General features: G+C 70.6%; 24 protein-coding genes and 2 pseudogenes. 19 read left to right on the top strand and 7 right to left on the bottom strand.

The features are described from left to right. Positions 1-124 precede the first annotated feature (124 nt). Positions 125-796 (bottom strand): helix-turn-helix transcriptional regulator, encoded by a 672-nt coding sequence (locus IF88_RS0111795; protein WP_030710077.1) that lies wholly within the window; start codon positions 794-796, stop codon positions 125-127. A 168-nt stretch (positions 797-964) separates the two neighbouring features. Here IF88_RS0111795 and IF88_RS0111800 point away from each other — a divergent pair, with 168 nt between their 5' ends. Beyond that, a complete protein-coding gene (locus IF88_RS0111800; RefSeq protein ID WP_234323494.1) occupies positions 965-2,350 on the top strand; it encodes a hydrolytic protein in 1,386 nt (461 codons plus the stop codon). 538 nt (positions 2,351-2,888) lie between these two features. On the opposite strand, the gene IF88_RS43390 is transcribed toward IF88_RS0111800, so the two are convergent. Further along, positions 2,889-4,721 (bottom strand): ice-binding family protein, encoded by a 1,833-nt coding sequence (locus tag IF88_RS43390; RefSeq protein WP_234323495.1) that lies wholly within the window; start codon positions 4,719-4,721, stop codon positions 2,889-2,891. Positions 4,722-5,193: 472 nt separating this feature from the next. Further along, positions 5,194-5,802: a hypothetical protein gene (locus tag IF88_RS0111815; protein WP_078892851.1), complete on the bottom strand. Its 609-nt coding sequence runs from the start codon at positions 5,800-5,802 to the stop codon at positions 5,194-5,196. 134 nt (positions 5,803-5,936) lie between these two features. Here IF88_RS0111815 and hemL point away from each other — a divergent pair, with 134 nt between their 5' ends. From hemL to IF88_RS0111855, 8 genes and pseudogenes are all read left to right on the top strand, one after another. Next, positions 5,937-7,259 (top strand): glutamate-1-semialdehyde 2,1-aminomutase, encoded by a 1,323-nt coding sequence (hemL, locus tag IF88_RS0111820; RefSeq protein WP_078892852.1) that lies wholly within the window; start codon positions 5,937-5,939, stop codon positions 7,257-7,259. Further along, positions 7,256-7,936, top strand: coding sequence for a histidine phosphatase family protein (locus IF88_RS0111825; protein ID WP_030710085.1), 681 nt, complete (start codon positions 7,256-7,258; stop codon positions 7,934-7,936). Before hemL ends, IF88_RS0111825 begins: the two co-directional genes overlap by 4 nt. A gap of 220 nt (positions 7,937-8,156) precedes the next feature. Then, positions 8,157-9,471: pseudogene (locus tag IF88_RS40220) on the top strand (hypothetical protein). Positions 9,472-9,537: 66 nt separating this feature from the next. Continuing rightward, complete coding sequence (locus tag IF88_RS0111835; RefSeq protein ID WP_030710087.1) at positions 9,538-10,176, top strand: TlpA family protein disulfide reductase; 639 nt, start codon at positions 9,538-9,540, stop codon at positions 10,174-10,176. A 4-nt stretch (positions 10,177-10,180) separates the two neighbouring features. Next, positions 10,181-10,954 (top strand): cytochrome c biogenesis CcdA family protein, encoded by a 774-nt coding sequence (locus IF88_RS0111840; protein WP_030710089.1) that lies wholly within the window; start codon positions 10,181-10,183, stop codon positions 10,952-10,954. A gap of 13 nt (positions 10,955-10,967) precedes the next feature. Next, positions 10,968-12,746, top strand: a complete 1,779-nt coding sequence (gene resB, locus IF88_RS0111845) for a cytochrome c biogenesis protein ResB (RefSeq protein WP_030710091.1) — start codon at positions 10,968-10,970, stop codon at positions 12,744-12,746. Then, positions 12,743-13,834 carry a c-type cytochrome biogenesis protein CcsB gene (ccsB, locus tag IF88_RS0111850; RefSeq protein WP_030710094.1) on the top strand — a complete coding sequence of 364 codons (1,092 nt, stop codon included), beginning with the start codon at positions 12,743-12,745 and terminating at the stop codon, positions 13,832-13,834. Before resB ends, ccsB begins: the two co-directional genes overlap by 4 nt. Positions 13,835-13,859: 25 nt before the next feature. Next, positions 13,860-14,363: an SRPBCC domain-containing protein gene (locus IF88_RS0111855; protein ID WP_030710095.1), complete on the top strand. Its 504-nt coding sequence runs from the start codon at positions 13,860-13,862 to the stop codon at positions 14,361-14,363. Positions 14,364-14,444: 81 nt separating this feature from the next. On the opposite strand, the gene IF88_RS0111860 is transcribed toward IF88_RS0111855, so the two are convergent. After that, positions 14,445-14,846, bottom strand: coding sequence for a MarR family transcriptional regulator (locus tag IF88_RS0111860; protein ID WP_107050532.1), 402 nt, complete (start codon positions 14,844-14,846; stop codon positions 14,445-14,447). A gap of 157 nt (positions 14,847-15,003) precedes the next feature. Between IF88_RS0111860 and IF88_RS0111865 the strand changes: the two genes are divergently transcribed. Continuing rightward, positions 15,004-15,375: a cupin gene (locus tag IF88_RS0111865; RefSeq protein ID WP_030710097.1), complete on the top strand. Its 372-nt coding sequence runs from the start codon at positions 15,004-15,006 to the stop codon at positions 15,373-15,375. A 37-nt stretch (positions 15,376-15,412) separates the two neighbouring features. Here the strand turns inward: IF88_RS0111865 and IF88_RS0111870 are convergent. Then, a pseudogene (locus IF88_RS0111870) lies at positions 15,413-15,727 on the bottom strand (PLD nuclease N-terminal domain-containing protein); the annotation flags it as partial. 89 nt (positions 15,728-15,816) lie between these two features. Here IF88_RS0111870 and IF88_RS0111875 point away from each other — a divergent pair. The 3 genes from IF88_RS0111875 to mqnP all read left to right on the top strand — a co-directional run bounded on the left by IF88_RS0111875 (position 15,817) and on the right by mqnP (position 18,741). Further along, the gene (locus IF88_RS0111875) at positions 15,817-17,274 is read left to right on the top strand and encodes a menaquinone biosynthesis decarboxylase (RefSeq protein ID WP_030710099.1); all 1,458 of its coding nucleotides are present in this window, start codon (positions 15,817-15,819) and stop codon (positions 17,272-17,274) included. Next, positions 17,271-17,738: a hypothetical protein gene (locus tag IF88_RS0111880; RefSeq protein WP_234323496.1), complete on the top strand. Its 468-nt coding sequence runs from the start codon at positions 17,271-17,273 to the stop codon at positions 17,736-17,738. Before IF88_RS0111875 ends, IF88_RS0111880 begins: the two co-directional genes overlap by 4 nt. Before the next feature lie 79 nt (positions 17,739-17,817). Next, positions 17,818-18,741, top strand: a complete 924-nt coding sequence (gene mqnP / locus IF88_RS0111890) for a menaquinone biosynthesis prenyltransferase MqnP (protein ID WP_030710103.1) — start codon at positions 17,818-17,820, stop codon at positions 18,739-18,741. Between the two features lie 62 nt (positions 18,742-18,803). Here mqnP and IF88_RS0111895 read toward each other — a convergent pair whose 3' ends face one another. After that, on the bottom strand, positions 18,804-19,418 hold the full coding sequence (locus IF88_RS0111895; RefSeq protein WP_030710104.1) for a rhomboid family intramembrane serine protease: 615 nt from the start codon (positions 19,416-19,418) through the stop codon (positions 18,804-18,806). A gap of 91 nt (positions 19,419-19,509) precedes the next feature. Between IF88_RS0111895 and IF88_RS0111900 the strand changes: the two genes are divergently transcribed. Further along, positions 19,510-20,199: a UbiX family flavin prenyltransferase gene (locus IF88_RS0111900; RefSeq protein ID WP_030710105.1), complete on the top strand. Its 690-nt coding sequence runs from the start codon at positions 19,510-19,512 to the stop codon at positions 20,197-20,199. Here the strand turns inward: IF88_RS0111900 and IF88_RS49025 are convergent. Then, positions 20,196-20,330 (bottom strand): hypothetical protein, encoded by a 135-nt coding sequence (locus tag IF88_RS49025; protein WP_267884487.1) that lies wholly within the window; start codon positions 20,328-20,330, stop codon positions 20,196-20,198. The two genes, IF88_RS0111900 and IF88_RS49025, sit on opposite strands and share 4 nt — an antisense overlap. Before the next feature lie 122 nt (positions 20,331-20,452). Here IF88_RS49025 and IF88_RS0111910 point away from each other — a divergent pair, with 122 nt between their 5' ends. The 5 genes from IF88_RS0111910 to IF88_RS0111935 all read left to right on the top strand — a co-directional run bounded on the left by IF88_RS0111910 (position 20,453) and on the right by IF88_RS0111935 (position 24,884). Continuing rightward, entirely contained in the window at positions 20,453-20,908 is a 456-nt protein-coding gene (locus IF88_RS0111910) for an Lrp/AsnC family transcriptional regulator (RefSeq protein WP_030710106.1), read from the top strand. Positions 20,909-20,968: 60 nt separating this feature from the next. Then, positions 20,969-22,132: an aminofutalosine synthase MqnE gene (mqnE, locus tag IF88_RS0111915; RefSeq protein ID WP_030710107.1), complete on the top strand. Its 1,164-nt coding sequence runs from the start codon at positions 20,969-20,971 to the stop codon at positions 22,130-22,132. A gap of 108 nt (positions 22,133-22,240) precedes the next feature. Continuing rightward, complete coding sequence (locus IF88_RS0111920) at positions 22,241-22,765, top strand: GNAT family N-acetyltransferase (protein ID WP_030710108.1); 525 nt, start codon at positions 22,241-22,243, stop codon at positions 22,763-22,765. A 151-nt stretch (positions 22,766-22,916) separates the two neighbouring features. After that, positions 22,917-23,189 carry a DUF4229 domain-containing protein gene (locus tag IF88_RS0111925; protein ID WP_051836751.1) on the top strand — a complete coding sequence of 91 codons (273 nt, stop codon included), beginning with the start codon at positions 22,917-22,919 and terminating at the stop codon, positions 23,187-23,189. 372 nt (positions 23,190-23,561) lie between these two features. Continuing rightward, entirely contained in the window at positions 23,562-24,884 is a 1,323-nt protein-coding gene (locus tag IF88_RS0111935) for a dicarboxylate/amino acid:cation symporter (RefSeq protein WP_030710112.1), read from the top strand. The last annotated feature ends 112 nt before the right edge of the window (positions 24,885-24,996 follow it).

Below are 24,996 nucleotides of genomic sequence, written 5' to 3' on the forward strand. Positions count from 1 at the left end.
GGCCGGGCGGGTGCCGCCGGCAGGGCCGCGGGGCCGCACCCGGGGGAAGCACCCGGTGCGCTTTCGGGCAGCGGGGGGCGCGGCCCGCCCGGGGCCGACGGACCACCGGCGCCCGGCCGGGGGGTCAGATCAGCCCGTTGCGCAGGGCGTAGCCGACCGCGTGCGTGCGGTTGCGCAGGTGAAGCCGCGTGATGATCTCGTGCAGCACGTTCTTGACGGTCCGTTCGGAGTACGAGGTCTTGCGCGCGATCTCCGAGGTGTCCAGGCCCTCCGACACCAGGCGCAGCATGTCGGCCTCGCGCGAGGTCAGCGTGGACAGGGACACGGCGTGCGGGTCGAGCGTCGAACGCTGCAGGCTGCCCACGTGGTCGAGGAGTTTCGCGAGCAGGTCGCCGGGCAGTACGCCCTCGCCGTTGGCTATCGCCAGGACCAGGCGCAGGAGCCGGTCCTGGTCGGCATCGGTGCGCCGCAGCACGGCGGTGACCCCGCATTCGATGGCGCGCTGCAGGGCGTCCCCGGATTCGAACGTGCCGACCACGAGCCCGGTACGGGTGCCGGAGTTGTGGCGCAGCCGGTACAGCAGGGCGGCCGTCTCGTCGTCCACGCTGTCCACGGCGACGAGGGACACCTGTGCCTCGTCGGCGTCGGCGAGGTCGACGAGTTCGATCTCGGGTCGCTGGCGCAGCTGGTGGACGACCCCGACGTGCAGGACCGGGTCCGGCGCATACACGGCCACGGTGACCCGTTCGCCGGCGCCGGATGAGGAGACGGGTCGGTTGTTCTCAGGCTGAGGCATGTGTCGTACCTGTTCCGTGATGCGTATGTGGGGTTACGGATGGATGGGAAGGCTCAACGAGTCGTTCGGTGCGGGGAGTTGGTGAGCGTCCGCAGGGGCATCGGGGCTGCCCGGGGCGTTGCCCTCGCGTCCGTGGAAGTGGCCGGAGCGGCGCCGTAGCGTCGTGGCGTGATATCCCCAGCAGCCTCTTCCAGCCCTGGCGCGCCCGGCCTCGACATCCCGCCGGTCTCCGTGACGCCTGGCGGTACCGCGTCCACGAGCCTGACCGTCCGCAACGACAGCGACATCGTCGAGGCGTACCGCCTGGAGGTCGTCGGCGACTGCGCTGCCTGGGCCACGGTGGAGCCCGAGCGCGTCTCCCTCTACCCCGGCACCTCGGAAACCGTGACGATCCGGCTGGCTCCGCCCCGTTCGCCGCAGGTGCGGGCGGGGGACGTGCCGCTCGCCGTGCGCGTGCTGCCCACCGAGCACCCCGAGGCCGTGCGGGTGCCCGAAACCACCGTGCATGTCGAGGAGTTCCGGGAGCTCAGGGCTGAGAGCGCTCCCAAACGACGCCGCGGCTGGCTGCGCGGACGCTATCGGCTGGCCGTGCGCAACGAGGGCAACTGCCCCGTACAGCTGGGCTTCACGCCCGCCCAGCCGGGCGAGGAGCTGAAGTTCGCCTTCGCCCCCGCGACGCAGAAGCTGGAGCCGGGCGAGGCGGCCGAGGTGGGACTGCGGGTCCGCACCGGCAAGCCGGTGTGGTTCGGGACCCCGGTGACCTGGCCGTTCACGGTGGACGTGGCCGAGATCGAGGCCGAAGCGCGTGACGCCGGCGCCGGAGCCGGCGGTGGCCGTGAGGAGGGCGCGGAGCGGCCCGCGTCGGAGCGCGTCCGGGTGCCGCTGGACGCGGAGTTCGTCCAGATCCCGATCTTCCCGAGGTGGCTGCTCGCGGTACTGGCCGCACTGCTCGCCCTGCTGCTCGCCTGGTTCCTGCTGGTGCGCCCGGCCGTGCGCAGTACGGCGAAGGAGGCCGCCGAGGCGGTCCAGAAGAAGCCGGCGCCCAGTGCGGACCTGAACGGGCAGACCCCGGTGACCGGTGACGGCAAGCAGCCGGCCGGCGGGGGCAAGGGCACCCAGCCCGGTGCGGGCGGAGCCGGTACGGGAACCGGCACCGGCACCGGAGCGGGTGGCGGCGGGGGCGGTACGGGAGGCGGAGGCCAGCAGAGCTCGGCCACCATCGACCTGCAGACCGGCGCCGGACAGTCCAAGACCGGCACCTACACGGTGCCCGCGGGCAAGGCCTTCGGGATCACGGACATCGTCGTCGCGAACTTCCAGGGCGACGAAGGGGTGGTGACCATCGACTTCGGCGACCGCAAGATCACGACGATCGCGCTGGAGACGTTCCGCAACCAGGACTACCACTGGGTCACCCCCATCAGCATCACCGAGAGCCAGACTGTGACCGTGCAGGTGACCTGTGCGAAGCCGGGCACCCCGGCCACCGGCCGTCAGGCGCAGGAGTGTCACGAGGTGCTCAACGTGAGCGGTGTGCTGAGCGACCTCCGGTGACCCGAGCGGCACGGACATAGTCGGTCAGGTTGCACGCCGGGGCAAAGGAGGCCTTTGCCCCGGCGTCCGGAAATAGCTACTCCTGAGTATCGATCAGACGCTCCCCGTACGACTGTGCGCTTTCGTTTCGACAGTGCCCGGAACGGTTAACCCCGGTACGCACGGTCTCAGTTGACGGGGTGCCAAAGATGTCCTGATTTAGACTCTGCCTTTTCATCCGGTCAATGCGTGGGGACTCCCACCTGCTGACCGGACTCCAGGACCACCGTGGCCGCGCCGAGGTCGACCGTGTTCGGCAGCATCGCCTGCGGCCGCAGCAGGTCCTTCAGGAGAAAACGCTCAGATCGGCGCCGGACATCGCCTTCAGCCGGTCCGCGAGCCGGGGGTTCACCGCTTCGAGGCGCTGGACTCCACGACGGCCCGCTCCACCAGACCCGGCACGATGTCCCGGCCGGACGCGCTGAGCCCCTGGACGCATGTCCAGGGGCTCAGTCGCCAAACGGCGGACCGGATGGGAAACGGTCACGCCTGCGACGGGCTAGTCCTGTCGGGTTGTTGCACCTCGGCGGGTCCGCTTCATGGCGAAGAGGGCCGAGCCTCCGATGAAGGCCAGCGCGACTGCGGTGGCAGCCACGATGCTCGCCTCGCTGCTTGAGCCGGTCGTGGCGAGGTTCTGCGACGCCACCTTCGGCTGCCGGTCGGTGGCGGCGCTCACGGGGGCGAAGTTGACGCTCTTGGCGGTGTGGCCGGGGCGGAATTGACCCAGAGCGTCGTCGAGGCCACCGGGCAGGAAGCCGGCCCACGGGGGCTTGCCCTGGTCGGGGCCGTCGTGCCCCTGGCCGGGCGGCTTGCCGTGGTCGTCGTCGTGACCGTGGCCGGGCGGCTTGCCGTGGTCGTCTTCATGACCGTGGCCGGGCTTGCCGTGGTCGTCGTCGTGACCGTGCTCGCCCTCGTCGCCTTCGTCGCCCTCGTCGCCCTCGTCGTCGTGACCGTGGTCGTGGTCGCCCGAGTCACCCTTTTCGCCCTTGTCACCGCGAGGGCCCTTGGGACCGGCGGGTCCTGCCGGTCCTGCGGGTCCTGCCGGTCCTGCGGGTCCTGCCGGTCCCGCGGGACCCGCAGGTCCTACGGGTCCGACGGGTCCGGGGGATCCGCTGGGTCCGGGAGCCCCGTCGGGGCCGGGGGCGCCGGTCGGGCCGGGGGCACCCGTCGGGCCAGGGGCACCAGGGGCACCGGGGGCGCCGGGGCTGCCGTCGGGGCCGGGGGCACCGGTCGGGCCGGGGGCACCCGTCGGGCCGGGGGCGCCGGGGCTGCCGTCGGGACCGGGGGCACCCGTCGGGCCAGGGGCGCCGGGGCTGCCGTCGGGACCGGGGGCACCCGTCGGGCCGGGGGCGCCGGGGCTGCCGTCGGGACCGGGGGCACCCGTCGGGCCAGGGGCGCCCGTCGGGCCGGGGGCACCAGGGGCGCCGGGGCTGCCGTCGGGGCCAGGGGCGCCGGTCGGGCCGGGGGCACCCGTCGGGCCGGGGGCGCCGGGGGCGCCGGGGCTGCCGTCGGGGCCGGGGGCACCCGTCGGGCCAGGGGCGCCCGTCGGGCCGGGGGCACCGGGGGCACCGGGGCTGCCGTCGGGACCGGGGGCACCCGTCGGGCCAGGGGCGCCCGTCGGGCCGGGAGAGCCGGTGGGGCCGGGCTCACCCGTCGGGCCGGGAGGGCCGGTCGGGCCGGTCGGGCCGGGCGAGCCCGTCGGTCCGGGAGGTCCGGGCGGGCCAACGGCGCAGGCCGCCCTCGTGATGGTGTTGGTGTCCAGCGTGACCGCGCCATTACGCGCCAGGGCGCGGCCTTCGAGCACGGCGCCGGTGTTCAGCGTGATGGACGTCAGGGCCAGGATGTTGCCCTTGAACTGGGTGTTCGTGTCGAGCGTGGCGGAGCTGCCCACCTGCCAGAACACGTTGCAGGCATTTGCTCCCCTGATCAGGGCTACGACGCTGTTCGGAGCCGTGATCAGGGTCGAGGGGATCTGGAAGATGAAGACGGCGTCCGGGTTGTTCTGGCCGTCGAGAGTGACCGTGCCGGTGAGGTTCAGTGTCGACGAGGCCGTGTAGACGCCGGGCGCCAGCGTTAGTCCGCCGATGTCGGGCGGAGTGGCGGTGCCGGGGCCCCGGCTTGCCGCGTCGTTGTAGGCGATGACGAGGTCGGACTGCGCCTGAGCGGCGGCGGCGTCGGTGATGTGCTGCGTACCGTTGACGATGCCGGGCGGGAAGCCGGTCACCGATGTGCCCGGGTGGAGCCCCAGATCGCCGTTGATGACGGTGGGGCCCGTGTTGGTGACCGTCGAACCAGCCAGGACCGCGTAGTTGGTGGCGGTCCCCAGGTTCACGGGGGCTTCCAAGGCGTGCGCGAGGTTCGGCGTCAGGGCTGCCGCCGCCAGAAGCGCTGCGGGGAGCAGGACGAGGACTCCCCGTTTGAACAGACTGCGTCGAGGCCTTTTGTCGGGTGGACCCGACCGGATGACATCCAATGCCACAGCAGGACCTTTCTTGTTGCTTCGGGTCTCAGACCTCCCGGAGGAGGATCCCGAGCGCCCGCGACGATGGCGACTCAGGACCGCGAGCCCCCCTGCCCGCGCCGGCGTGCAGGCTCCCCCTGAGCGGGGACCGCGAGCGACTGCCTGCCCGAGGTAGTGATACGTCGTCACGCAGGAGTAGTCACGCATATTTCACAGCAATAGGGCGCAAATCGGAAAAAATGGTCTATGTGGGGGATGTGACGTCAGGAATCGCCGAACCGGCAGGGCAGCGCGAAGCCGGGCAGCCCCGTGGAGGGGATGCCCGGCTTCGACGAAGGTCAGGTCAGGGCCAGACCAGGCAGTACGGCTGGTGGCCCGCCTCGTGCAGGCGGTGGGAGAAGTCCTGCCACTCGTGGAGCAGCTGGTAGACGTTGAAGGCGTCGCTCGGGCCGCCGCGGTCCGGGACCGTGGACCAGATGAAGGCCGCCGCGCCCACCGACTCCTCGCCGATGCCCCGCAGCGGGTCGACCACCGTCATGGGGAGCTTGACCACCGCGTAGTCGGGGTGGAGGACGACCAGCTCCAGCGGCGGGACCTTGTGGAGGGGTATGCCCTCGATGCCGGTCAGGACCATCGCGGCCACCGTCTCCGGCTTGATCTTGGTGAAGAGGCCGCCCATGCCGAGCTCGTCGCCGCCCAGCTCCTCGGGCCGCATCGTGACCGGCACGCGGGCGGCCGTGGCGCCGTCGGGGGCGCCGAAGTACTTGTACGTCACTCCCATGCCACGGCCCTTGGGCAGATCCTCCGCCGGCGTCGTGGGTTCCGGGACGGCGTCGGCCGCCTCGGTGGCACGCCGGCGGTGCTTGCCCCGGCGGCGGGCCTCGCGGGCTTCGCGGGCGCGCTGGGGATCGAGGCCGTCCGTACCCTCGCCCGGTCCACCACCGCGTTGCATATCTCCACCCGACTGGTCTTGCTTGCCCCGGCCCCGCGGCCCCCGCCACGCAGCCTGATCATCATGGCAGTGACCTCCCCCGCGGCGACGCGGTGAAACGCCCGTCCGCAAGTCTGTCGCGGCCCTCTGAGACCATGGCTGGTGTGAGCTACCCGTACCCGTATGAAGCCCCAGTTTCGCAGACGCTCTTCGAGCGCGCCTCCCTCGTGACCCCCGGCGGCGTGAACTCTCCCGTGCGCGCCTTCCGCGCCGTGGGCGGTACGCCCCGGTTCATGGTGTCCGGGACCGGTCCGTACCTCACCGATGCCGACGGTCGCGAGTACGTCGACCTCGTGTGCTCGTGGGGACCGATGATCCTCGGCCATTCCCACCCCGAGGTGATCGCGGCCGTCCAGGCGGCCGTGGCCCGCGGCACCTCCTTCGGCACACCCGGCGAGGGCGAGGTGGCGCTCGCCGAGGAGATCGTGGCGCGCATCGAGCCCGTCGAGCAGGTGCGGCTCGTCTCCTCGGGGACGGAGGCCACGATGTCGGCGATCCGGCTGGCGCGCGGTTTCACCGGCCGTGCCAAGGTCGTGAAGTTCGCCGGCTGCTACCACGGCCATGTGGACGCGCTGCTGGCCGCGGCCGGTTCCGGCCTCGCGACCTTCGCGCTGCCGGACACCCCCGGCGTGACGGGCGCGCAGGCCGGCGACACGATCGTGCTCCCCTACAACGACCTCGAAGCGGTCCGGGCGGCCTTCGCCGCGCACCCCGGCGAGATCGCCTGCGTGATCACCGAGGCCGCGCCCGGCAACATGGGCGTCGTGACGCCGGCCGAGGGCTTCAACCAGGGGCTCGCCGACCTCTGCCGCGAGAACGGCGCCCTGTACATCTCCGACGAGGTCATGACCGGCTTCCGTACCTCCCGCGCCGGCTGGTACGGCGTCGACGGGGTCAAGCCCGACCTGATGACCTTCGGCAAGGTCATGGGCGGCGGCTTCCCGGCCGCGGCCTTCGGCGGCCGCGCCGACGTCATGGGCCACCTCGCGCCCGCCGGCCCGGTCTACCAGGCCGGCACCCTCTCCGGTAACCCGATCGCCACCGCCGCCGGCCTCGCGCAGCTGCGCCTGCTCGACGCGGCCGCGTACGAGAAGGTCGACGCGGTCTCGAAGGAGATCCAGGGCCTGGTCAGCGGGGCCCTGGCCAAGGAGGGCGTGGCGCACCGGCTGCAGACCGCGTCGAACATGTTCTCCGTCTTCTTCACCGAGGACGAGGTGCGCAACTACGACGACGCCAAGAAGCAGGAGAGCTTCCGCTTCAACGGCTTCTTCCACTCGATGCTGGCGCAGGGCGTCTACCTGCCGCCGTCCGCGTTCGAGTCCTGGTTCGTGTCCACCGCCCACGACGAGCGGGCGATCGAGCGCATCGCGGCGGCGCTGCCCGCCGCCGCCCGAGCCGCCGCGGAGGCCACCGCATGAGCAGCAGCGAGATCACCGTCGTGCACCTGGTGCGCCACGGCGAGGTGCACAACCCGGACGGGGTCCTGTACGGGCGCCGCGAGGGCTACCACCTCTCCGAGCTGGGCCGGCAGATGGCCGACCGGGTCGCCGAGCACCTCAAGGACCGGGACATCACCTACGTGGTGTCCTCCCCGCTGGAGCGGGCGCAGGAGACGGCCGAGCCGATCGCCAAGGCCCGCGGCCTGGGCCTGGCGACCGACACCCGGCTGCTGGAGGCGGAGAACGTCTTCGAGGGCAAGACCTTCGGCGTCGGGGACGGCGCGCTGCGCAAGCCCGGCAACTGGAAGCACCTGACGAACCCGTTCAAGCCCTCCTGGGGCGAGCCGTACGTCGACCAGGTGGTCCGGATGATGAGCGCGCTGGAGGCCGCGCGCGACGCGGCCCGCGGCCACGAGGCGGTGGCGGTCAGCCACCAGCTGCCGATCTGGATCGTGCGCAGCTTCGCGGAGAAGCGCCGGCTGTGGCACGACCCGCGCCGCCGCCAGTGCACCCTCGCCTCGCTGACGTCCTTCACGTTCCAGGGGGACAAGCTGGTGTCGGTGGGCTACAGCGAGCCGGCCCGGGACCTGGTCCCGGCGCACCTGCTGGCCGGGGCGAAGCCGGTGAAGGGCGCGTCCAAGGCGTTCGGCGCCTGAGGGATCGTTACGCCGTTCCGCGCCTCGTTCCGGGTGCTGGTCCGGGTGCCGGTCCGGGCGTCGTCAGCGCTTGATCGACGCTCTGTTACGAACCGTTACAGTTTTACCTAAATAAATACAAGTTGCGCCGGGAATCACCGTCCAGTGCTGCAAGTCGCTCTGAGTTGTCCGTTTATATGGATTTCGACGTGGGCTTGCGAGGGACGACGGGGAGGGTGGCGTGCGCGACTTCAGTCGAAGGGGAGTGCTCGGCGCTCGGACTTGGGGCTGCCGCCGCGGTGGGGATCGCGGGCTGCGGCGCGCCCGGCAAGGCCGGGCCCGGCACCCCCGGGCCGGTCAAGAACCCCAAGCCCGGCGGGAAGCCGGCGGCGAAGCTCATCGGTGACGGCTCCACGGCCGACACCGGCCCCCAGCCGAACCAGCCGGACCGGCCCGTGCCGCTGCAGCCGGGTGAGACCCCGCCCCAGTTCGTCGTCTTCAGCTGGGACGGCGCGGGTGAGATCGGCAACGGCCTCTTCCCCCGCTTCCTCAAGCTGGCCAAGGACCACGGCGCGGGCATGACCTTCTTCCTCTCCGGCATCTACCTGCTGCCCGAGGCGAAGCGGAGCCTCTACCAGCCGCCGAACAACCCGGTCGGGGCCTCGGACATCGGCTACCTCAAGGACGAGAACGTCCGCTCCACGCTCAAGTACGTCCGCGAGGCGTGGCTCGACGGGCACGAGATCGGGACGCACTTCAACGGCCACTTCTGCGGCGGCTCCGGCTCCGTCGGCCGATGGGCCCCGGAGGACTGGCAGAGCGAGATCGACCAGGCCGTGTCGTTCGTCACCAACTGGCGCACCCACACCGGTTTCACCGACCTCGACCCCCTGCCCTTCGACTACCGCAAGGAGCTGACCGGCGCCCGCACCCCCTGCCTCCTGGGCCGGGACAACCTGCTGCCGACCGCCCAGAGGCTGGGCTGGCGCTACGACTCCAGCTCGCCCGGCGGCCTCCAGGTCTGGCCGGTGCGCCGGTCCGGCGTCTGGGACCTGCCCCTGCAGTCCCTGCCCTTTCCCGGGCATTCCTTCGAAGTGCTGTCGATGGACTACAACATCCTCGCCAACCAGTCGAAGAACACCACGAGGGGCGTGCCCGCCAACTACCCGGCCTGGCGCACCCAGGCCACGGCCACCTACCTCGGCGGCTTCCGGCGGGCCTACGAGACCAACCGCGCGCCGCTCTTCATCGGCAACCACTTCGAGGAGTGGAACGGCGGCATCTACATGGACGCCGTCGAGGAAGCCCTCAAGGGCATGGCGGACAAAAGGGACGTACGGCTCGTATCCTTCCGGCAGTTCACCGACTGGCTGGACGTCCAGGACCCGAACCTGCTGGCCAGGCTCCGCGGTCTCGGCCCGGGCCAGTCGCCGGTCGGCGGCTGGAACACGTACCTGACCGCGGCCCGACCGTGGCCTGACCGCGGCCCGGCGCGACCCGACCGTGGGCCGCCCCGCGGTCCGACCGCGGCCGGTCTCCGCCCGTCCATTGCCTGACCAGGGCATTGACATCCCCGCGGGGGGCGCGGTAGATCCGCGAATTGCTCATGCGAAACTTTTCACATGAGCCTTAGCCGCGCCCGTGCCCGTCGAAGTCGCCGCCGCTCGACCGGCGGCCGCGCCACCCTGCTGACCGCGGTGGCCGTAGCGGGCGTCATGACCCTGACGTCCTGCAGCGGCTCTGGCGGCGGCAAGACGGCCTCCACCGGTGGCAACTACGTCACGGGCGCGACCGGGATCACCACCGCCGCCAAGGGGGAGCGCGACGACGCCCCCCAGCTCGACGGCGAGACCGTCGACGGCAAGACCCTCGACACCACCACCCTCAAGGGCAAGGTCGTCGTCCTCAACATCTGGGGCTCCTGGTGCCCGCCGTGCCGCGCCGAGGCCCCCGACTTCGCGAAGGTCTCCAAGGAGCTGGCCGACGCCGGCAAGGACGTCGCCTTCGTCGGCATCAACACCCGCGACAGCAGCCCGCAGAACGCGGTCTCCTTCGAGGAGACCTTCGGGATCACCTACCCGAGCCTCTACGACCCCGCCGGGAAGCTGATGCTCCGCTTCCCCAAGGGCACGCTCAACCCGAACGCGATCCCCTCCACGATCATCCTCGACCGGGAGGGCAAGATCGCCGCCCGCACCCTGGCCCCGCTGGGCGAGGAGAGACTGCGCTCGATGATCGACCCGATCCTCGCGGAGCAGTGACCTCGTGGTCGAGTACGTGCTGGCCGCCGAGGCGACCGGGGTGAACACCACCGTCCTGAACGGGGCGCTGCTGCTGGCGCTGCCCATCTCGGTCCTCGCCGGGCTGGTCTCCTTCTTCTCGCCCTGCGTCCTGCCGCTGGTCCCCGGCTACCTCTCCTACGTGACCGGCGTCAGCGGCGCCGACCTCGCCGAGGCGCGGCGCGGCCGGATGCTGGCGGGCGCGGCCCTGTTCATCGCGGGCTTCACCGTCGTCTTCGTCTCCACGGGCGCGCTCTTCGGCTACTTCGGGGAGACCCTCCGGGAGAACAACGAGATCATCTCCCGGGTCCTGGGCGGCCTGGTGATCGTTCTCGGCCTGTTCTTCATGGGCGCGATCCCGGGTCTGACGATGCGGGAGTTCCGCTTCCACAAGAAGCCGACGGCAGGCCTGATCGGCGCCCCGCTGCTCGGCGTGCTCTTCGGCGTCGGCTGGACCCCCTGCATGGGCCCGACCCTCGCGGCCGTCACCACGCTCTCCCTCGACCAGGCGAGCGCCGGCCGGGGCGCGCTGCTGACCGTCGCCTACTGCCTCGGGCTCGGCCTGCCGTTCATCCTCACCGCGATCGCCTTCCGCAAGGCGCTCGGGGCGTTCGGCTGGGTGAAGAAGCACTATGCGTGGGTGATGCGCATCGGCGGAGGCATGCTGATCCTGACCGGTCTGCTGCTCGTCACAGGAATGTGGGCCAGCATCGTCAGCGACATGCAGAGCTGGACCCAAACCTTCACGGTGGGGATCTGAGGACTACACGGACATGAGTACGACTGACAAGGCACCCACCGGGGCGTCGCCCGAGTCCGCCGCGGCGGACGCCACCTCCGCCACCGACCCCGCCATCGACTCCGCCGCCGCGGACGCCGCCGCGGACGCCGCGGAGGCCGTGGCCGGAGCCCAGCTCTCCACCGCCCCGCTGGACGACGGCCCGAGCGGGCCGGCCGTCGGCATCGGGGTGATCGGCTGGGCCCGCTGGTTCTGGCGGCAGCTCACCTCCATGCGGGTGGCGCTGATCCTGCTCTTCCTGCTCTCCCTGGGCGCCATCCCCGGCTCCCTCATCCCGCAGAGCAACGTCGACGAGATGAAGGTCGCCGACTGGAAGCGGACCCACGCCTCCTGGGTGACCGTCGCCGACAACCTCCAGCTCTTCGACGTCTACAGCTCGGTGTGGTTCTCCGCGATCTACCTGCTGCTGTTCATCTCGCTGGTCGGCTGCATCCTGCCGCGCTCCTGGCAGTTCGTCGGCCAGCTCCGCGGCCGGCCGCCGGCCGCCCCCAAGCGGCTCGACCGGCTCCCCGCCCACACCACCTGGCGCACCGGCAAGACCCCGGACGAGGTCCTCTCGTACGCCACGGCGGTGCTCCGCGGGCGCCGCTTCCGCACCGAGGCCGGCAAGGGGCACGTCGCGGCGGAGAAGGGCTACCTCCGCGAGGCCGGCAACCTGATCTTCCACGTCGCGCTGATCGTGATGCTGGTGGCCTTCGCCTGGGGCCAGTACTTCAAGTCCGAGGGCGGCAAGCTGGTCCTGCGCGGCACCGGCTTCTCGAACACCCTCACCCAGTACGACGACTTCAAGGCCGGCACCCTCTTCCACCCCGACGACCTGCCGCCGTTCAGCTTCACGCTGGACCGGTTCGACGCGACGTACGAGATGAGCGGCCCGCAGAAGGGCACCCCGCGCGACTTCAAGGCGTACGTCACCTTCAGCGAGGGCGCCGACGGCAAGCCGGAGAAGCGCGAGATCCAGGTCAACAAGCCGCTCCAGGTCGACGGCTCCAAGGTCTACCTGCTGGGCCACGGCTACGCGCCGATCCTCTCGGTGACCGACCCCACCGGCAAGGTGATCTACAAGGACGCCGTGCCGATGCTCCCGCAGGACTCCAACCTCACCTCCACCGGAGCCGTCAAGGTCACCGACGGCTACAAGGACAAGGACGGCAAGGCGGAGCAGCTCGGCTTCAACGCCGTCTTCGTGCCGAGCTACGCCGGCGAGGGCATGGGCACGATGTTCTCGCAGTTCCCGGCCCTGCTCCAGCCGCGGCTCATGCTCAACGCCTGGCACGGCAGCCTCGGCGTGGACTCGGGCCTGCCGCAGAACGTGTACGTGCTCAAGACGGACAAGATGCAGTCCTTCAAGGACGAGTCCGGCGAGCCGTTCAAGCAGAAGCTCAAGGTCGGCGACACGATGACCCTGCCGAACGGCGCGGGCACCGTGAAGTTCGAGGGCATCGAGCGCTGGGCCACCTTCTCCGTCACCCACCAGCCCGGCAGCGGCCTCGCCCTCGCCGGCGCGATCGCCGCGATCGCGGGCCTGGCCGGGTCCCTGTTCATCCAGCGCCGCCGGATCTGGGTCCGCGCGGTGGCCGGCCCGGACGGCGTGACCGTCGTCGAGATGGCGGGCCTGGGCCGCAGCGAGTCCACCCGGCTCCCGCAGGAGCTGGCGGCCCTCGCCGCCGCGCTGCACCAGCAGGCGCCGACCGCGCCCGCCGCACTTGCCGAACCACGTGTCGAAGAAACCCCTGAAGGAGAGCGCGGATGACGCCGCTCGCAGCCGCAGCCAATGAGAACCTGGCTCAGATCAGCAACTACCTGATCTATTCGTCGATGGCGGTCTACACGCTCGCCTTCTTCGCGCACATCGCCGAGTGGACCTTCGGCAGCCGCAGCAAGGTGGCCCGTACGGCCGCCGCGCTGACCGGGTCCGCGCAAGAGCGGGCCGCCGCCGCGCCCGCCGTGCAGGTCCGGGGCAAGGGCGGCAGCACCGCCGTCCTCGACCAACCGAAGGTCGTCACCCGTTCGGCCGCGGGCACCCGCGACGTGCCGGACGGCCCCGGCGCCGGCGGCGGCACCGTCCAGGGCGACCTCTACGGGCGGATCGCGATCTCGCTGACCGCGCTCGCCTTCCTCATCGAGGCGGGCGGCGTCCTCGCCCGCGCGATGTCGGTGCAGCGGGCCCCGTGGGGCAACATGTACGAGTTCTCGATCACCTTCTCCACGGTGGCCGTCGGCACGTACCTGGCGCTGCTCGCGCTGAAGAAGAACGTCCGCTGGCTCGGCCTGATCCTGGTCACCAGCGTGCTGCTGGACCTCGGCATCGCCGTCAAGATCCTCTACACCGACAGCGACCAGCTGGTCCCGGCCCTGCACTCGTACTGGCTGTGGATCCACGTCTCCACCGCGATCTTCTGCGGCGCCGTCTTCTACATCGGCGCGGCCGGCGCGGTCCTCTACCTCTTCCGCGACGCCTACGAGGGCCGGATCGCGAACGGCCGGACCGCGGGGAAGTTCTACGCGTCGGTCATGGAGCGGCTGCCCTCCGCGGCCTCGCTCGACAAGTTCTCGTACCGGATCAACGCGGCCGTCTTCCCGCTGTGGACCTTCACGATCATCGCGGGCGCGATCTGGGCGGGCGACGCCTGGGGCCGCTACTGGAACTGGGACCCCAAGGAGGTCTGGTCCTTCGTGACCTGGGTGGCGTACGCCTGCTACCTGCACGCCCGCGCCACCGCCGGCTGGAAGGGCCGCAAGGCCGCTTACCTGGCACTCTTCGCCTTCGCCTGCTGGATCTGGAACTACTACGGCGTGAACATGTTCCTCAACGGCCTGCACTCCTACTCGGGCGTCTGACCGGTTGGAGTGGGACGCTGGTGGCATGTCTCTCGTGAGCCACGCCACCAGCGAGCGCCGCGGCGAAGACCGCTGGCTGCTCCGCTTCGAGCTGCACCTGCCGTACTCCTACGCGGCGCTCTGGCCCGCCCTGACCACACCGGAGGGGCTGCGCGGCTGGCTGGCCGCGGCGGACGTCCTGGAGCGCAGGCTCGGCGGGGCGGTCACGCTGCGCTGGCTGAACACCGGGACCGTGGCGACCGGGCGGGTCACCGCCTGGGACGTGGAGCGGGTCGTGGAGTACACGGTCACCGAGCACGGGCGGATCCGCTTCCACCTGGAGGCGGTCGGCACCGATTCGACGGTGATCCGGTTCGTGAACGAGCGGGGCGGGCCGGAGGACGAGCGCCTCGACTGCCTGGCCGGCTGGCACGAGCACTTCGAGCTGCTGGAATCAGCCCTGTCCGGGCGGCCGGCGAACTGGGCGGCCTGGACGGACGCCCGCTGGTCCCAGCTGCGCGAGGCCTACGCCTCCTTCACCAGGGCGTAGCCAACCGCCCGCAGGCCGACCGTGCCCGAGCCGCCAGGGCCTGAGACGCCAGGGCCTGAGACGCCGGGGCCCGGGCCGAGCTCACCACACCGGGCGCAGGGGCGGCAGCCCGTCGTCCCCGTGGAGTGCGCGCACGAGGTGCCCCAGCTCCCGGCGCAGGACCGTGAGGTCGGCGCTCCCGGCCAGCTCGGCCTCCAGCCCGTGCAGGATCCGGCCCGCGACGGCGAGGTGGGTGTGGGCCGCCGCCGTCAGCACGACCAGCTTGCGGCGGCCGCCCCCGGGATGCGGCTCGCGCCGGACGTAGCCGCGCTTCTCCAGGTCGTCGACGATCTGTCCGGCGGCCTGCTTGGTCACCCCGAGCCGTTCGGCGAGCTCGGTGGCGGTGGCGCCGGGACCCTTCAGGGCCTGGAAGGCCATGCCGTGCAGGGGGCGCAGGTCCGGGTATCCGGCCTCGGCCACCCGCCGGGTGAACTCTCCCAGCATCAGCTGGAAGCCCAGGCCGAGCAGGAAGGTCAGCTCGACGCCCTCGTTCTCTTCTCTCGTCACGCAAATATGGTGACACGACCGAGTCAAGCTGCTTTACTCACCATGTCGAGTAAAGCAGCTTGACTCAGTCGCGCCCGAGAAGCCGAGGACCGCCTTGCACGTCATCACCGTTTCGCCCGAGCACGTCACAACGACCCCCAACGCCACCATGACCGGCCGCGCCGCCCCCAGCCGCGGCAGCTCCGAGCTCAGCACCTGGCACGTCGACATGGCCGCCGGCATCACCGGACCCGAGCACTCCGTCAACCGCGAGCAGGTCTGGCTGCTCACCGTCGGCTCCCTGGAGGTCACCTGCGACGGCCGCACGGAGAAGGTCGCCGCCGGCCAGACCCTGGTCCTGCCGCCCGACGTACCGCGCCGGATCCACGCCTGCGAGCACTTCGAGGCGTACGTGGCCATGCGCGCCGACGGCGTGGCCACCGTCCCGGGCACCGAAGGCACCCGCGTCCTGCCCTGGGCGCGGTGACCCGGACGACGGGGCCACTGTCCGGACAACGCACCTAGTCCTGGTCCCGGCCCTTGTCCTTCTTGTCCTTGTTCTCCTGCTCGTCGCGCAGGGACTTCAGGAACTCCGGATTGTCGTCCGGCGCGACCCACTGGGTCCGCCTCCGGGCTCCGCGGCCGCCGCCTCCGACGGCCGAGCGCTTCTTGCCCGCGAACAGCCACACCACCGGCCCGACGATCGAGAAGAGCAGGATGATGATCACCCAGACCACCTTGGGGAGGTGCTTGACCTCGTCCTCGGGCGTGTTCAGGCAGTCGATGAAGGCGTAGATGGTCAGCGCGAGGATCAGCAGGAACGGCAGATAGCGCAGCACGGTGTGGAACCGACTCCCCGGCAGTGACGGCAGGCCCGCTCGGGCCCCGGTGACACCTCCAGAGTAGTTGGTGACGGATACTTGCCCCTATGGCTTACGACGATCTCCGCTCGCTGCTCCGGGCTCTGGAGCGGGAGGGCGACCTCAAGCGCATCAAGGCCGAAGTCGACCCCTACCTGGAGGTCGGGGAGATCGTCGACAGAGTGAACAAGGCCGGCGGCCCGGCGCTCCTCTTCGAGAACGTCAAGGGCTCGGCTATGCCGCTGGCCATGAACGTCTTCGGGACCGACCGCCGCCTCCTGAAGGCCCTCGGCCTCAAGTCGTACGGCGAGATCAGCGAGAAGATCGGCGGCCTGCTCAAGCCGGAGCTGCCGCAGGGCTTCATCGGCGTCCGCGAGGCCTTCGGCAAGCTCGGCTCGATGGTGCACGTGCCCCCGAAGAAGGTGAAGGGCGACGCCGCGCCCGTCCAGGAGGTCGTCCTCACCGGCGACGACGTGGACCTGGACCAGCTGCCGGCGCTCTTCACCTGGCCCAAGGACGGCGGGTCCTTCTTCAACCTCGGCCTGACGCACACCAAGCACCCGGAGACGGGCGTGCGCAACCTGGGCCTCTACCGCCTCCAGCGCCACGACAAGCGCACCATCGGCATGCACTGGCAGATCCACAAGGACAGCCGCAACCACTACGCGGTCGCCGCCAAGCGCGGCGAGCGGCTCCCCGTCGCGATCGCCTTCGGCTGCCCGCCCGCGGTGACGTACGCGTCCACCGCGCCGCTGCCGGGCGACATCGACGAGTACCTCTTCGCCGGTTTCGTCGCCGGCAAGCGGATCGAGATGGTCGACTGCAAGACCGTCCCGCTCCAGGTCCCGGCCAACGCGGAGGTCGTGATCGAGGGCTGGCTGGAGCCCGGCGAGATGCTTCCGGAGGGTCCCTTCGGCGACCACACCGGCTTCTACACCCCGCAGGAGCCCTTCCCGGCGCTGAGGATCGACTGCGTGACGATGCGCAAGCGGCCGCTGCTCCAGTCGATCGTGGTCGGCCGGCCGCCGACGGAGGACGGGCCGCTGGGCCGCGCGACGGAGCGTTTCTTCCTCCCGCTCCTCAAGATCATCGTGCCGGACATCGTGGACTACCACCTGCCCGAGTCGGGCGGCTTCCACAACTGCGCGATCGTCTCGATCGACAAGAAGTACCCCAAGCACGCGCAGAAGGTCATGCACGCCATCTGGGGCGCGCACATGATGTCGCTGACCAAGCTGATCATCGTGGTGGACGCCGACTGCGACGTCCACGACCTGCACGAGGTGTCCTGGCGGGCCCTCGGCAACACGGACTACTCCCGTGACCTCACGGTCGTGGAAGGCCCGGTGGACCACCTGGACCACGCCTCGTACCAGCAGTTCTGGGGCGGCAAGGCGGGCATCGACGCGACGAAGAAGCTGCCCGAGGAGGGCTACACCCGCGACGGCGGCTGGCCCGACATGGTCGAGTCCGACCCGGCGACCGCCGCCCTCGTGGACCGCCGCTGGAAGGAGTACGGCCTGTGAGTTCCGACTTCGGCGGACCGGCGCTGTTCATCGGCGAGGACACGACGTTCCTCCTCCTCGTGCGCCCCGAGCTCGACCCGGCGGACCCGGGTGTCCGCGCGGCCGCCAAGCAGGCGGGCATCTCGCCCGAGGAATTCGCCGGCCCGGGCAACATGTGGACCCTGGTGCTGGACGACGACTTCGAATCCGACGGCGGCTTCGAGCTGCCCGGCGTGCGCGACTCCGAGGTCGACGACTTCGCGGAGCGGCTGCAGGCCGCGCTGGGCGCCGGCGGGCCGTTCACCGTCGAAGCCGGCGCCGTGCTCCGACTCGACGCCCGTCCGGAGGGCGAGGGCTACGTGTTCACGGTGCACGCCACCCCGCCCGAGCCCGAGGGCGCGCCCACGGTCTCCCTGGAGACGGGCACGATCCCCCGCGCGACCCTGCTGACCGACCTTGAGGACTTCCGCAGGAGCCTCGCGTGACCCCGAGACTGCGGACCCTCGTCGACGAGGTGCTCGACGGGCCGAGGGCCGAACTCGAACAGTTCCGGAGGGAACTCGCATGATGACCACCGCCGAGGGTGTCCTCGGACCGGGACCCGCGCCGGAGGCGGGCAACAAGGTCAGGGCGTTCCTGCGGCTCGTGATGATCGAGCACTCGGTCTTCGCGCTGCCCTTCGCCTACATAGCGGCGCTCACCGCCATGTTCCAGCTCGACCGGCACGTGCACTGGGGCGAGTTGCTGCTCGTCACCGTCTGCATGGTGGGGCTGCGGACCTTCGCCATGGCGGCCAACCGGATCATCGACCGCGAGATCGACGCCCGCAACCCGCGCACGGCCGGCCGCGAACTGGTCACCGGCGCGGTGTCGGTCCGTTCGGCCTGGACCGGCGCCGGGATCGCGCTCCTGGTCTTCCTCGGCTCGGCGGCGCTGCTGAACCCGCTCTGCCTGATGCTGGCGCCCGTCGCGGTGATCCCGATGGTGGTGTACCCGTACGGCAAGCGGTTCACGAACTTCCCGCACGCCATCCTGGGCCTGGCCCAGGCCATAGGGCCGATCGGGGCCTGGCTGGCCGTCACCGGAGAGTGGTCCTGGGACGCGGTGATCCTGGGCCTGGCGGTGGGCGTGTGGATCGGCGGCTTCGACCTGATCTTCGCCTCCCAGGACGTGGCCTCGGACCGCGCGGACGGCGTCAAGTCCGTCCCGGCCCGCTTCGGCGTCCCGGCCGCCCTGTGGGGCGCCCGCGGCGCGCACGTCGTGACCACGGCCCTGCTGGTCTGGTACGCCCTCGCCACCGACGCGGGCGCGCTGTTCTGGGCGGGCCTGGCGATCGTCGTCGTGGCCTTCTTCTACGAGCACACCATCGTGACCCCGCACGACCTGTCCCGCCTGAACCGCGCCTTCTTCACCGTCAACGGGTTCATCGGCATGGCCCTGTTCGTGTGCGCCTCGCTGGACCTCGTGGTCCGGGGCCTGACCTTCTGAGCAGCTCGGACCGGGCCGGCTGACGGTCGACACCTCCGAGCTGCCCGTGGACCCCTCTGTCGTCAGCCCGTGAGGGCGGGGCGGGTCGGGCGGCGGTAGAACAGGGCGGTCAGCACTCCACCGACCAGGCCGCAGAGGTGGCCCTGCCAGCTGACGCCCGCGTCCGTCGGGAGGATGCCCGTCACGATCGTGCCGCCCCAGACGGCCGCGATGCCCACGGCGACGGCGACGCCCAGCACCTTGCGTTCCACGAAGCCGCGGACCAGCAGGTAGCCGAAGAGGCCGAAGACGACGCCCGAGGCGCCCAGGGTCATGGTGTTCGGCGGGGAGATCAGCCAGGTGCCGATGCCGTCGGCCAGCATGATCAGCCCGCACACCGCGAGGAAGTGCCGGATCCCGGACAAGGCCGCTATGAAACCGAGGACCAGCAGCGGAACGCTGTTGGAGGCGACGTGGTCGAAGCCGAGGTGGAGGAAGGACCCCGTGACGACGCCCGTCAGGCTGTCCGGGTCGCGGGCCACGATCCCGTACGCGTCCAGCGCGTGTCCGGTGGCGTAGTCCACGGCCTCCAGGGCCCACAGGAGTGCGACCCAGCCCAGCATGAGCTTTCCGGCCGCCTTCGCCCGGTCGCTCTGCCGCCACTCGGCCTGACGGACCGTCGTGTTCGTCGTGCTCATCGTCTCCGTACCCCCTCGTAGCGCCCCAAGTGCGGAACGTCCGGGCACCTTACCGAGTGCCCGCCCGGGGTGGCCGGATAGTCTCGGAGGTATGACTGAGCGCAAGCGCACCCCGTGGGTGGTCGGGGTTTCCGGGGCGTCCGGGACGCCGTACGCGGCGGCGGTGCTCCGCGGACTGCTGGCGGCGGGGGAGAGCGTCGACCTGGTGGTCAGCCGGGCTTCGCGGCTCACCCTGTTGGACGAGACCGGGATCGCCTTCCGCGACGCGCACTGGCGGGACGATCTGGGGGCGTGGCTGCAGCGGGGAGCCGACGGGAAGCCCGGGACCTTCGCGCGGCCCGAACTGGACGACGTCCGGTACTGGGGCGCCGGAGACCTGGCCGCGGGCCCGAGTTCGGGCTCGTACCCGGCCAAGGGGATGCTGATCGTCCCCGCGTCCACGGCCTGCGTGGCGGGGGTGGCGCTCGGGCTGTCGAAGGACCTGCTCCAGCGCGTGGCGAGCGTGACGCTCAAGGAGCGTCGCCGGCTGGTGGTCGCGGTGCGGGAGACCCCGCTGAACGGGCAGACGCTCAAGGCCCTGGTGGCGCTGGACGAGGCGGGCGCTGTCGTGCTGCCCGCCTCTCCGGCGTTCTACGCGGGTGCGACGCACATCCAGGATCTGGTGGACTTCGTCGCGGGGCGGGTGCTGGACGCGGCAGGGGTGCCGCACCGGCTGTACCGCCGTTGGGAGGGGGAGCTGGGAGGGTCCCGTACTCCCCGGGAGGCGAACGGTGGTGACTAGGCCTTCTTGCCGGACAGCGGCTTGCGGGCCTTGTCGACGCGGTAGGCGGCGGCGGGCTGGTGGGCACGGGATCGGTTGGCCAGCTCCTGGAGCTGTCGCATGTGTGCGTGGGCCATCTCGATCGTGAACACGGTGAACCACTCCTGAAGATCGTCATCGATCTGTTGAAAGATTTCACAGGGTGTTGACCCTGTGTGCCTTAGATTCTATACCTAAACTTGCAGGATCGCCGAATAATGGAAGGCTCCACGTAATGGACACGGTGGACAGGCAGCTCATCCAGGCACTCCGGGAGAACGGTCGTGCCTCGTACGCGGAGCTGGGCCGTCTCGTGGGCCTCTCCGGCCCCAGCGTCACCGACCGCATCAACCGTCTGGAGACGGCCGGCGTCATCACCGGCTACCGCGCGACCGTGGACTCGCGTTCGCTCGGCCTCGGCGTCACGGCGCTGATCGGACTCTCCATGTCCGATGCCGCCGACCACGAGGACGTGGCCCGGCGGCTGCGCGACCTCAACGAGATCGAGGACTGCTGGTTCATCGCGGGCGACGACTCCTTCATGCTCAAGGTGCGCGCCAACGACGTGGACGGCCTGGAGAAGATCATCCGCAGGCTCTCCGGCACCAAGGGCGTCTCGCGCACCCGCACCACCATCGTGCTCTCCACGAAGTGGGAGAACCGGGTCGGGGAGCTGCCCGAGGAAGCCTGAGAGTACGGTGGGGCAGGGTTCGCAGGACTGGCAGAGGCATCTAGAGGAGGCGACCGGTACATGGACGCTGGGCTCAAGCGTGAGCTGGAGGAGAAGGTCCGCTCCGGCGAGCGGCTGACCCGTGAGGACGGCATCGCCCTCTACGAGTCGGACGACCTGGCCTGGCTCGGTGGCCTCGCCCACGAGGTGCGCACGCGCAAGAACGGTGACGTCGTCCACTTCAACGTCAACCGGCACCTCAACATGACGAACGTGTGCACCGCCTCGTGCGCGTACTGCTCGTTCCAGCGCAAGCCGGGCGAGAAGGACGCGTACACGATGCGCATCGAGGAGGCCGTGCGCCTGGCCAAGGCCATGGAGAACGACAACCTCACCGAGCTGCACATCGTCAACGGCCTGCACCCGAACCTGCCGTGGCGCTACTACCCGCGCTCGCTCTCGGAGCTGAAGAAGGCGCTGCCGAACGTCTCGCTGAAGGCGTTCACGGCGACCGAGATCCACCACTTCGAGACGATCTCCGGCATGTCGGCCTCCGACATCCTGGACGAGCTGATCGAGGCCGGCCTGGAGTCGCTCACCGGCGGCGGCGCGGAGATCTTCGACTGGGAGGTGCGCCAGCACATCGTCGACCACCGCACCCACTGGGAGGACTGGTCGCGCATCCACCGCCTCGCGCACTCGAAGGGTCTCAAGACCCCCTCGACGATGCTGTACGGGCACATCGAGGAGCCGCGCCACCGCGTGGACCACGTGCTGCGGCTGCGCGAGCTCCAGGACGAGACCGGCGGTTTCCAGGTCTTCATCCCGCTGCGCTACCAGCACGACTTCGTGGACATGCAGGACGGCAAGGTGCGCAACAAGCTCCAGGCGCGCACGACGATGGCGACCGGCGCCGAGGCGCTGAAGACCTTCGCCGTCTCGCGCCTGCTCTTCGACAACGTGCCGCACGTCAAGGTCTTCTGGGTGATGCACGGCGTGCAGACCGCCCAGCTCGCGCTCCAGCACGGCGCGGACGACATGGACGGCTCGGTCGTCGAGTACAAGATCACGCACGACGCGGACAACTACGGCACCCCGAACAAGCTGGGCCGCGACGACCTGCTGGAGCTGATCCGGGAAGCGGGCTTCCGCCCGGTCGAGCGCAACACGCGGTACGAGATCATCCGTGAGTACCCCGGCCCGGACGCGGGGCTGCGCGAGACCCCGCAGGCCATGCGCGTCTGACGCCCCGTCGGCCTGGTTCGACCCCCTCCCGGCGAGTTAACCCCGGCCCATGGGCCGGGGTTTAACTTTTTCTGGACGGGCCGATGAGGTAATGGGTAAACTTGCAAAATGACCCTTACTTTCACCCTGGACCCGGTCGTCGACCCTTCCCTGCGTGATGGAATCCTCGGGCTGTGGGCCGACGTCTCGAACGCGGGCGGCGCCGTGGGCTTCGTACCGCCGGTCACCTTCGACGACATCCGCCCCGCACTCGACAAGCACCTCGTCGGCGTCGCCGACGGGAGCTGCCGCCTGCTCGTCGGGCACGACGAGGACGGCTCGGTCGCCGCGACCGCCTTCCTCACCCGCAACGCCCACCGGCTGCAGCTCCACTGGCTCTGGGCGTACACGGTCATGGTCCATCCGCGCCACCAGGGCAAGGGCTACGGGCGCGAGCTGATGGCCGCGACGGAGGCCGCGGCCCGCTCCCTCGGGGGCGTCGACGCCATCCGCCTCACCTGCCGCGGCGGCCACGGCCTGGAGCACTTCTACGAGGCCTGCGGCTACAAGGAGGTCGGTCGCGTCCCCGGCGCCGTCCGGGTGGCCCCGGGCGACGACCGCGACGACATCACGATGCTGCTCCCGCTGTACTGACGGGCGCGGTGTCGCCCGCCCCGTACCCCGGAGGGCCGCGGCGCGGGCCCGGCGTGCTTCACTGGACGGGCACCAGCCGACGTACGACCACGACGAGAGAGAAGGGGTCACCGTGTCCCTCAAGCCGAGCGCAACGATCCGATACACCGCGATGCGCCTGGGCATCTTCGTCGGATGCCTCGTCGTCGTCGCGGGCCTCGTCCGGCTCGGCTGGGTGCCCGCCGGCCTCGGCGACGCCAACGCCGCCTGGATCGTGCTGCTCGCCCTCGTCCTCTCCGCGCCGCTCTCCTTCGTCCTCCTGCGCAAGCAGCGCGACGAGATGTCCCAGCAGATCTCCGGGCGCGTAACGGGTGCGAAGGAGAAGCTCGCCGCGAACCGCAGCCAGGAGGACGAGGTCGACGACGCGGCGCGCGTGCGCTCGTAACGGCACAGTTGGCTTCATCACACACCGAACCGCCCCAGCATCGGGTATACCGCCCGTAACGCTGGGGCGGTGGTGTTTTCCGGGTCGGCGCAAGAGGGCCTCGTGCGCCGTTGTCTCAAAGGGCCCCTTTGAGATTCCCAAAGGAGAAGTGTTAGCGTGTTGAACATGTTGACCACAGCCGCGCACCCGATGACCACGAGCGTCCCGCTCGTGATGCGCCTGCACGTCGACCTCTGCCGCCGCGCGTCCGCGGCCTGTTGCTGTTGAGCTGAATCGATACAGCAGCGGTCCCGGCCGGCTCCTTCCGGCTGCTGCCGCACCGCATCACCACCGCAGCACTTCCCCCCTGTCTTTGTGCGCCACCTCCGGAGAGTGTCCGTGTCCGCGACCCCCCAGGCCCCTGCCAAGGCCTCGTTCAAGTTCCCCTTCTGGGCCCAGATCGTCGCCGGTCTCGCCCTCGGTGTCCTCTTCGGCTGGATAGCCCGCAGCCAGGACATCAGCTGGCTCGCCACCACCCTGGAGAAGACCGGCGACATCTTCGTCCAGCTGCTGAAGCTGGCCATCGCCCCGCTCGTCTTCTTCGCGATCCTGGTGTCGATCACCAACCTGCGGAAGGTGAACAACGCCGCGCGGCTCGCCACCCGCACGCTGCTCTGGTTCATGATCACCTCGCTGATCGCGGTCGGCATCGGCCTCGCGATCGGCCTGCTGACCGACCCGGGTTCGGGCACCGGCCTCACCGCGGCCGACGGCAAGGAGCCGAAGAAGACCGGCTCCTGGATCGACTTCCTGACCGGGATCGTGCCCACGGACATCGTCACGCCGTTCACCGACCTGAAGGTCCTTCAGATCGTCTTCCTGGCCGTCGTCGCCGGTATCGCCGCCCTCCAGCTGGGCAGCAAGGCGAAGCCCGTCCTGGATCTCGCCGAGTCCGCCCTGGAACTGCTCCAGAAGGCTCTGTGGTGGGTCATCCGCCTCGCCCCGATCGGCACCATCGGCCTGATCGGCACCGCGATCGCCACCTACGGCTGGGACCTGATCGGCAAGTACGCGACCTTCACCGCCGACATCTACATCGGCTGCGCCCTCGTGATGTTCGGCGTCTACCCGCTGCTGCTCGCCACGGTCGCCAAGGTCAACCCCATCCAGTTCTTCAAGGGCGCCTGGCCCGCGATCCAGCTGGCCTTCGTCTCCCGCTCCTCGGTCGGCACCATGCCGGTCACCCAGAAGGTCACCGAACGCCTCGGCGTCCCGAAGGAGTACGCCTCCTTCGTCGTCCCGTTCGGCGCCACCACCAAGATGGACGGCTGCGCCGCGATCTACCCGGCGCTCGCCGCGATCTTCATCGCGCAGATCTTCGACGTGCAGCTGGGCATCAAGGAGTACCTGCTCATCGTCTTCGTCTCGGTCATCGGCTCGGCCGCCACGGCCGGTCTGACGGGCGCGACGGTCATGCTGACGCTGACCCTCTCCACGCTGGGCCTGCCGCTCGCGGGCGTCGGCCTGCTGATGGCGATCGACCCGATCCTGGACATGATCCGCACCGCCACGAACGTGGCCGGCCAGGCCCTGGTCCCGGTCATCGTCTCGGCCCGCGAGGGGATCCTGGACAAGGAGGCCTACGCCTCCGCCTCGGCCTCCCCGCTGGACGAGGAGCCCTCCTCCGCCCCGGCCCCGGTCGCCGTCGCGGCCTGATCACCGCTCTCGCCGCAGCCCCCGCCCCCGTCCGGGCGGGGGCTGCGGCGTGTCCGGACCCCGGGTCCGGACCCTGGTTCCGGACCCTGGTTCCGGACCCGGGGCCCGGTTC

Source organism: Streptomyces sp. NRRL F-2580 (genome assembly GCF_000720115.1).
In the GTDB taxonomy this organism is placed as follows: domain Bacteria; phylum Actinomycetota; class Actinomycetes; order Streptomycetales; family Streptomycetaceae; genus Streptomyces.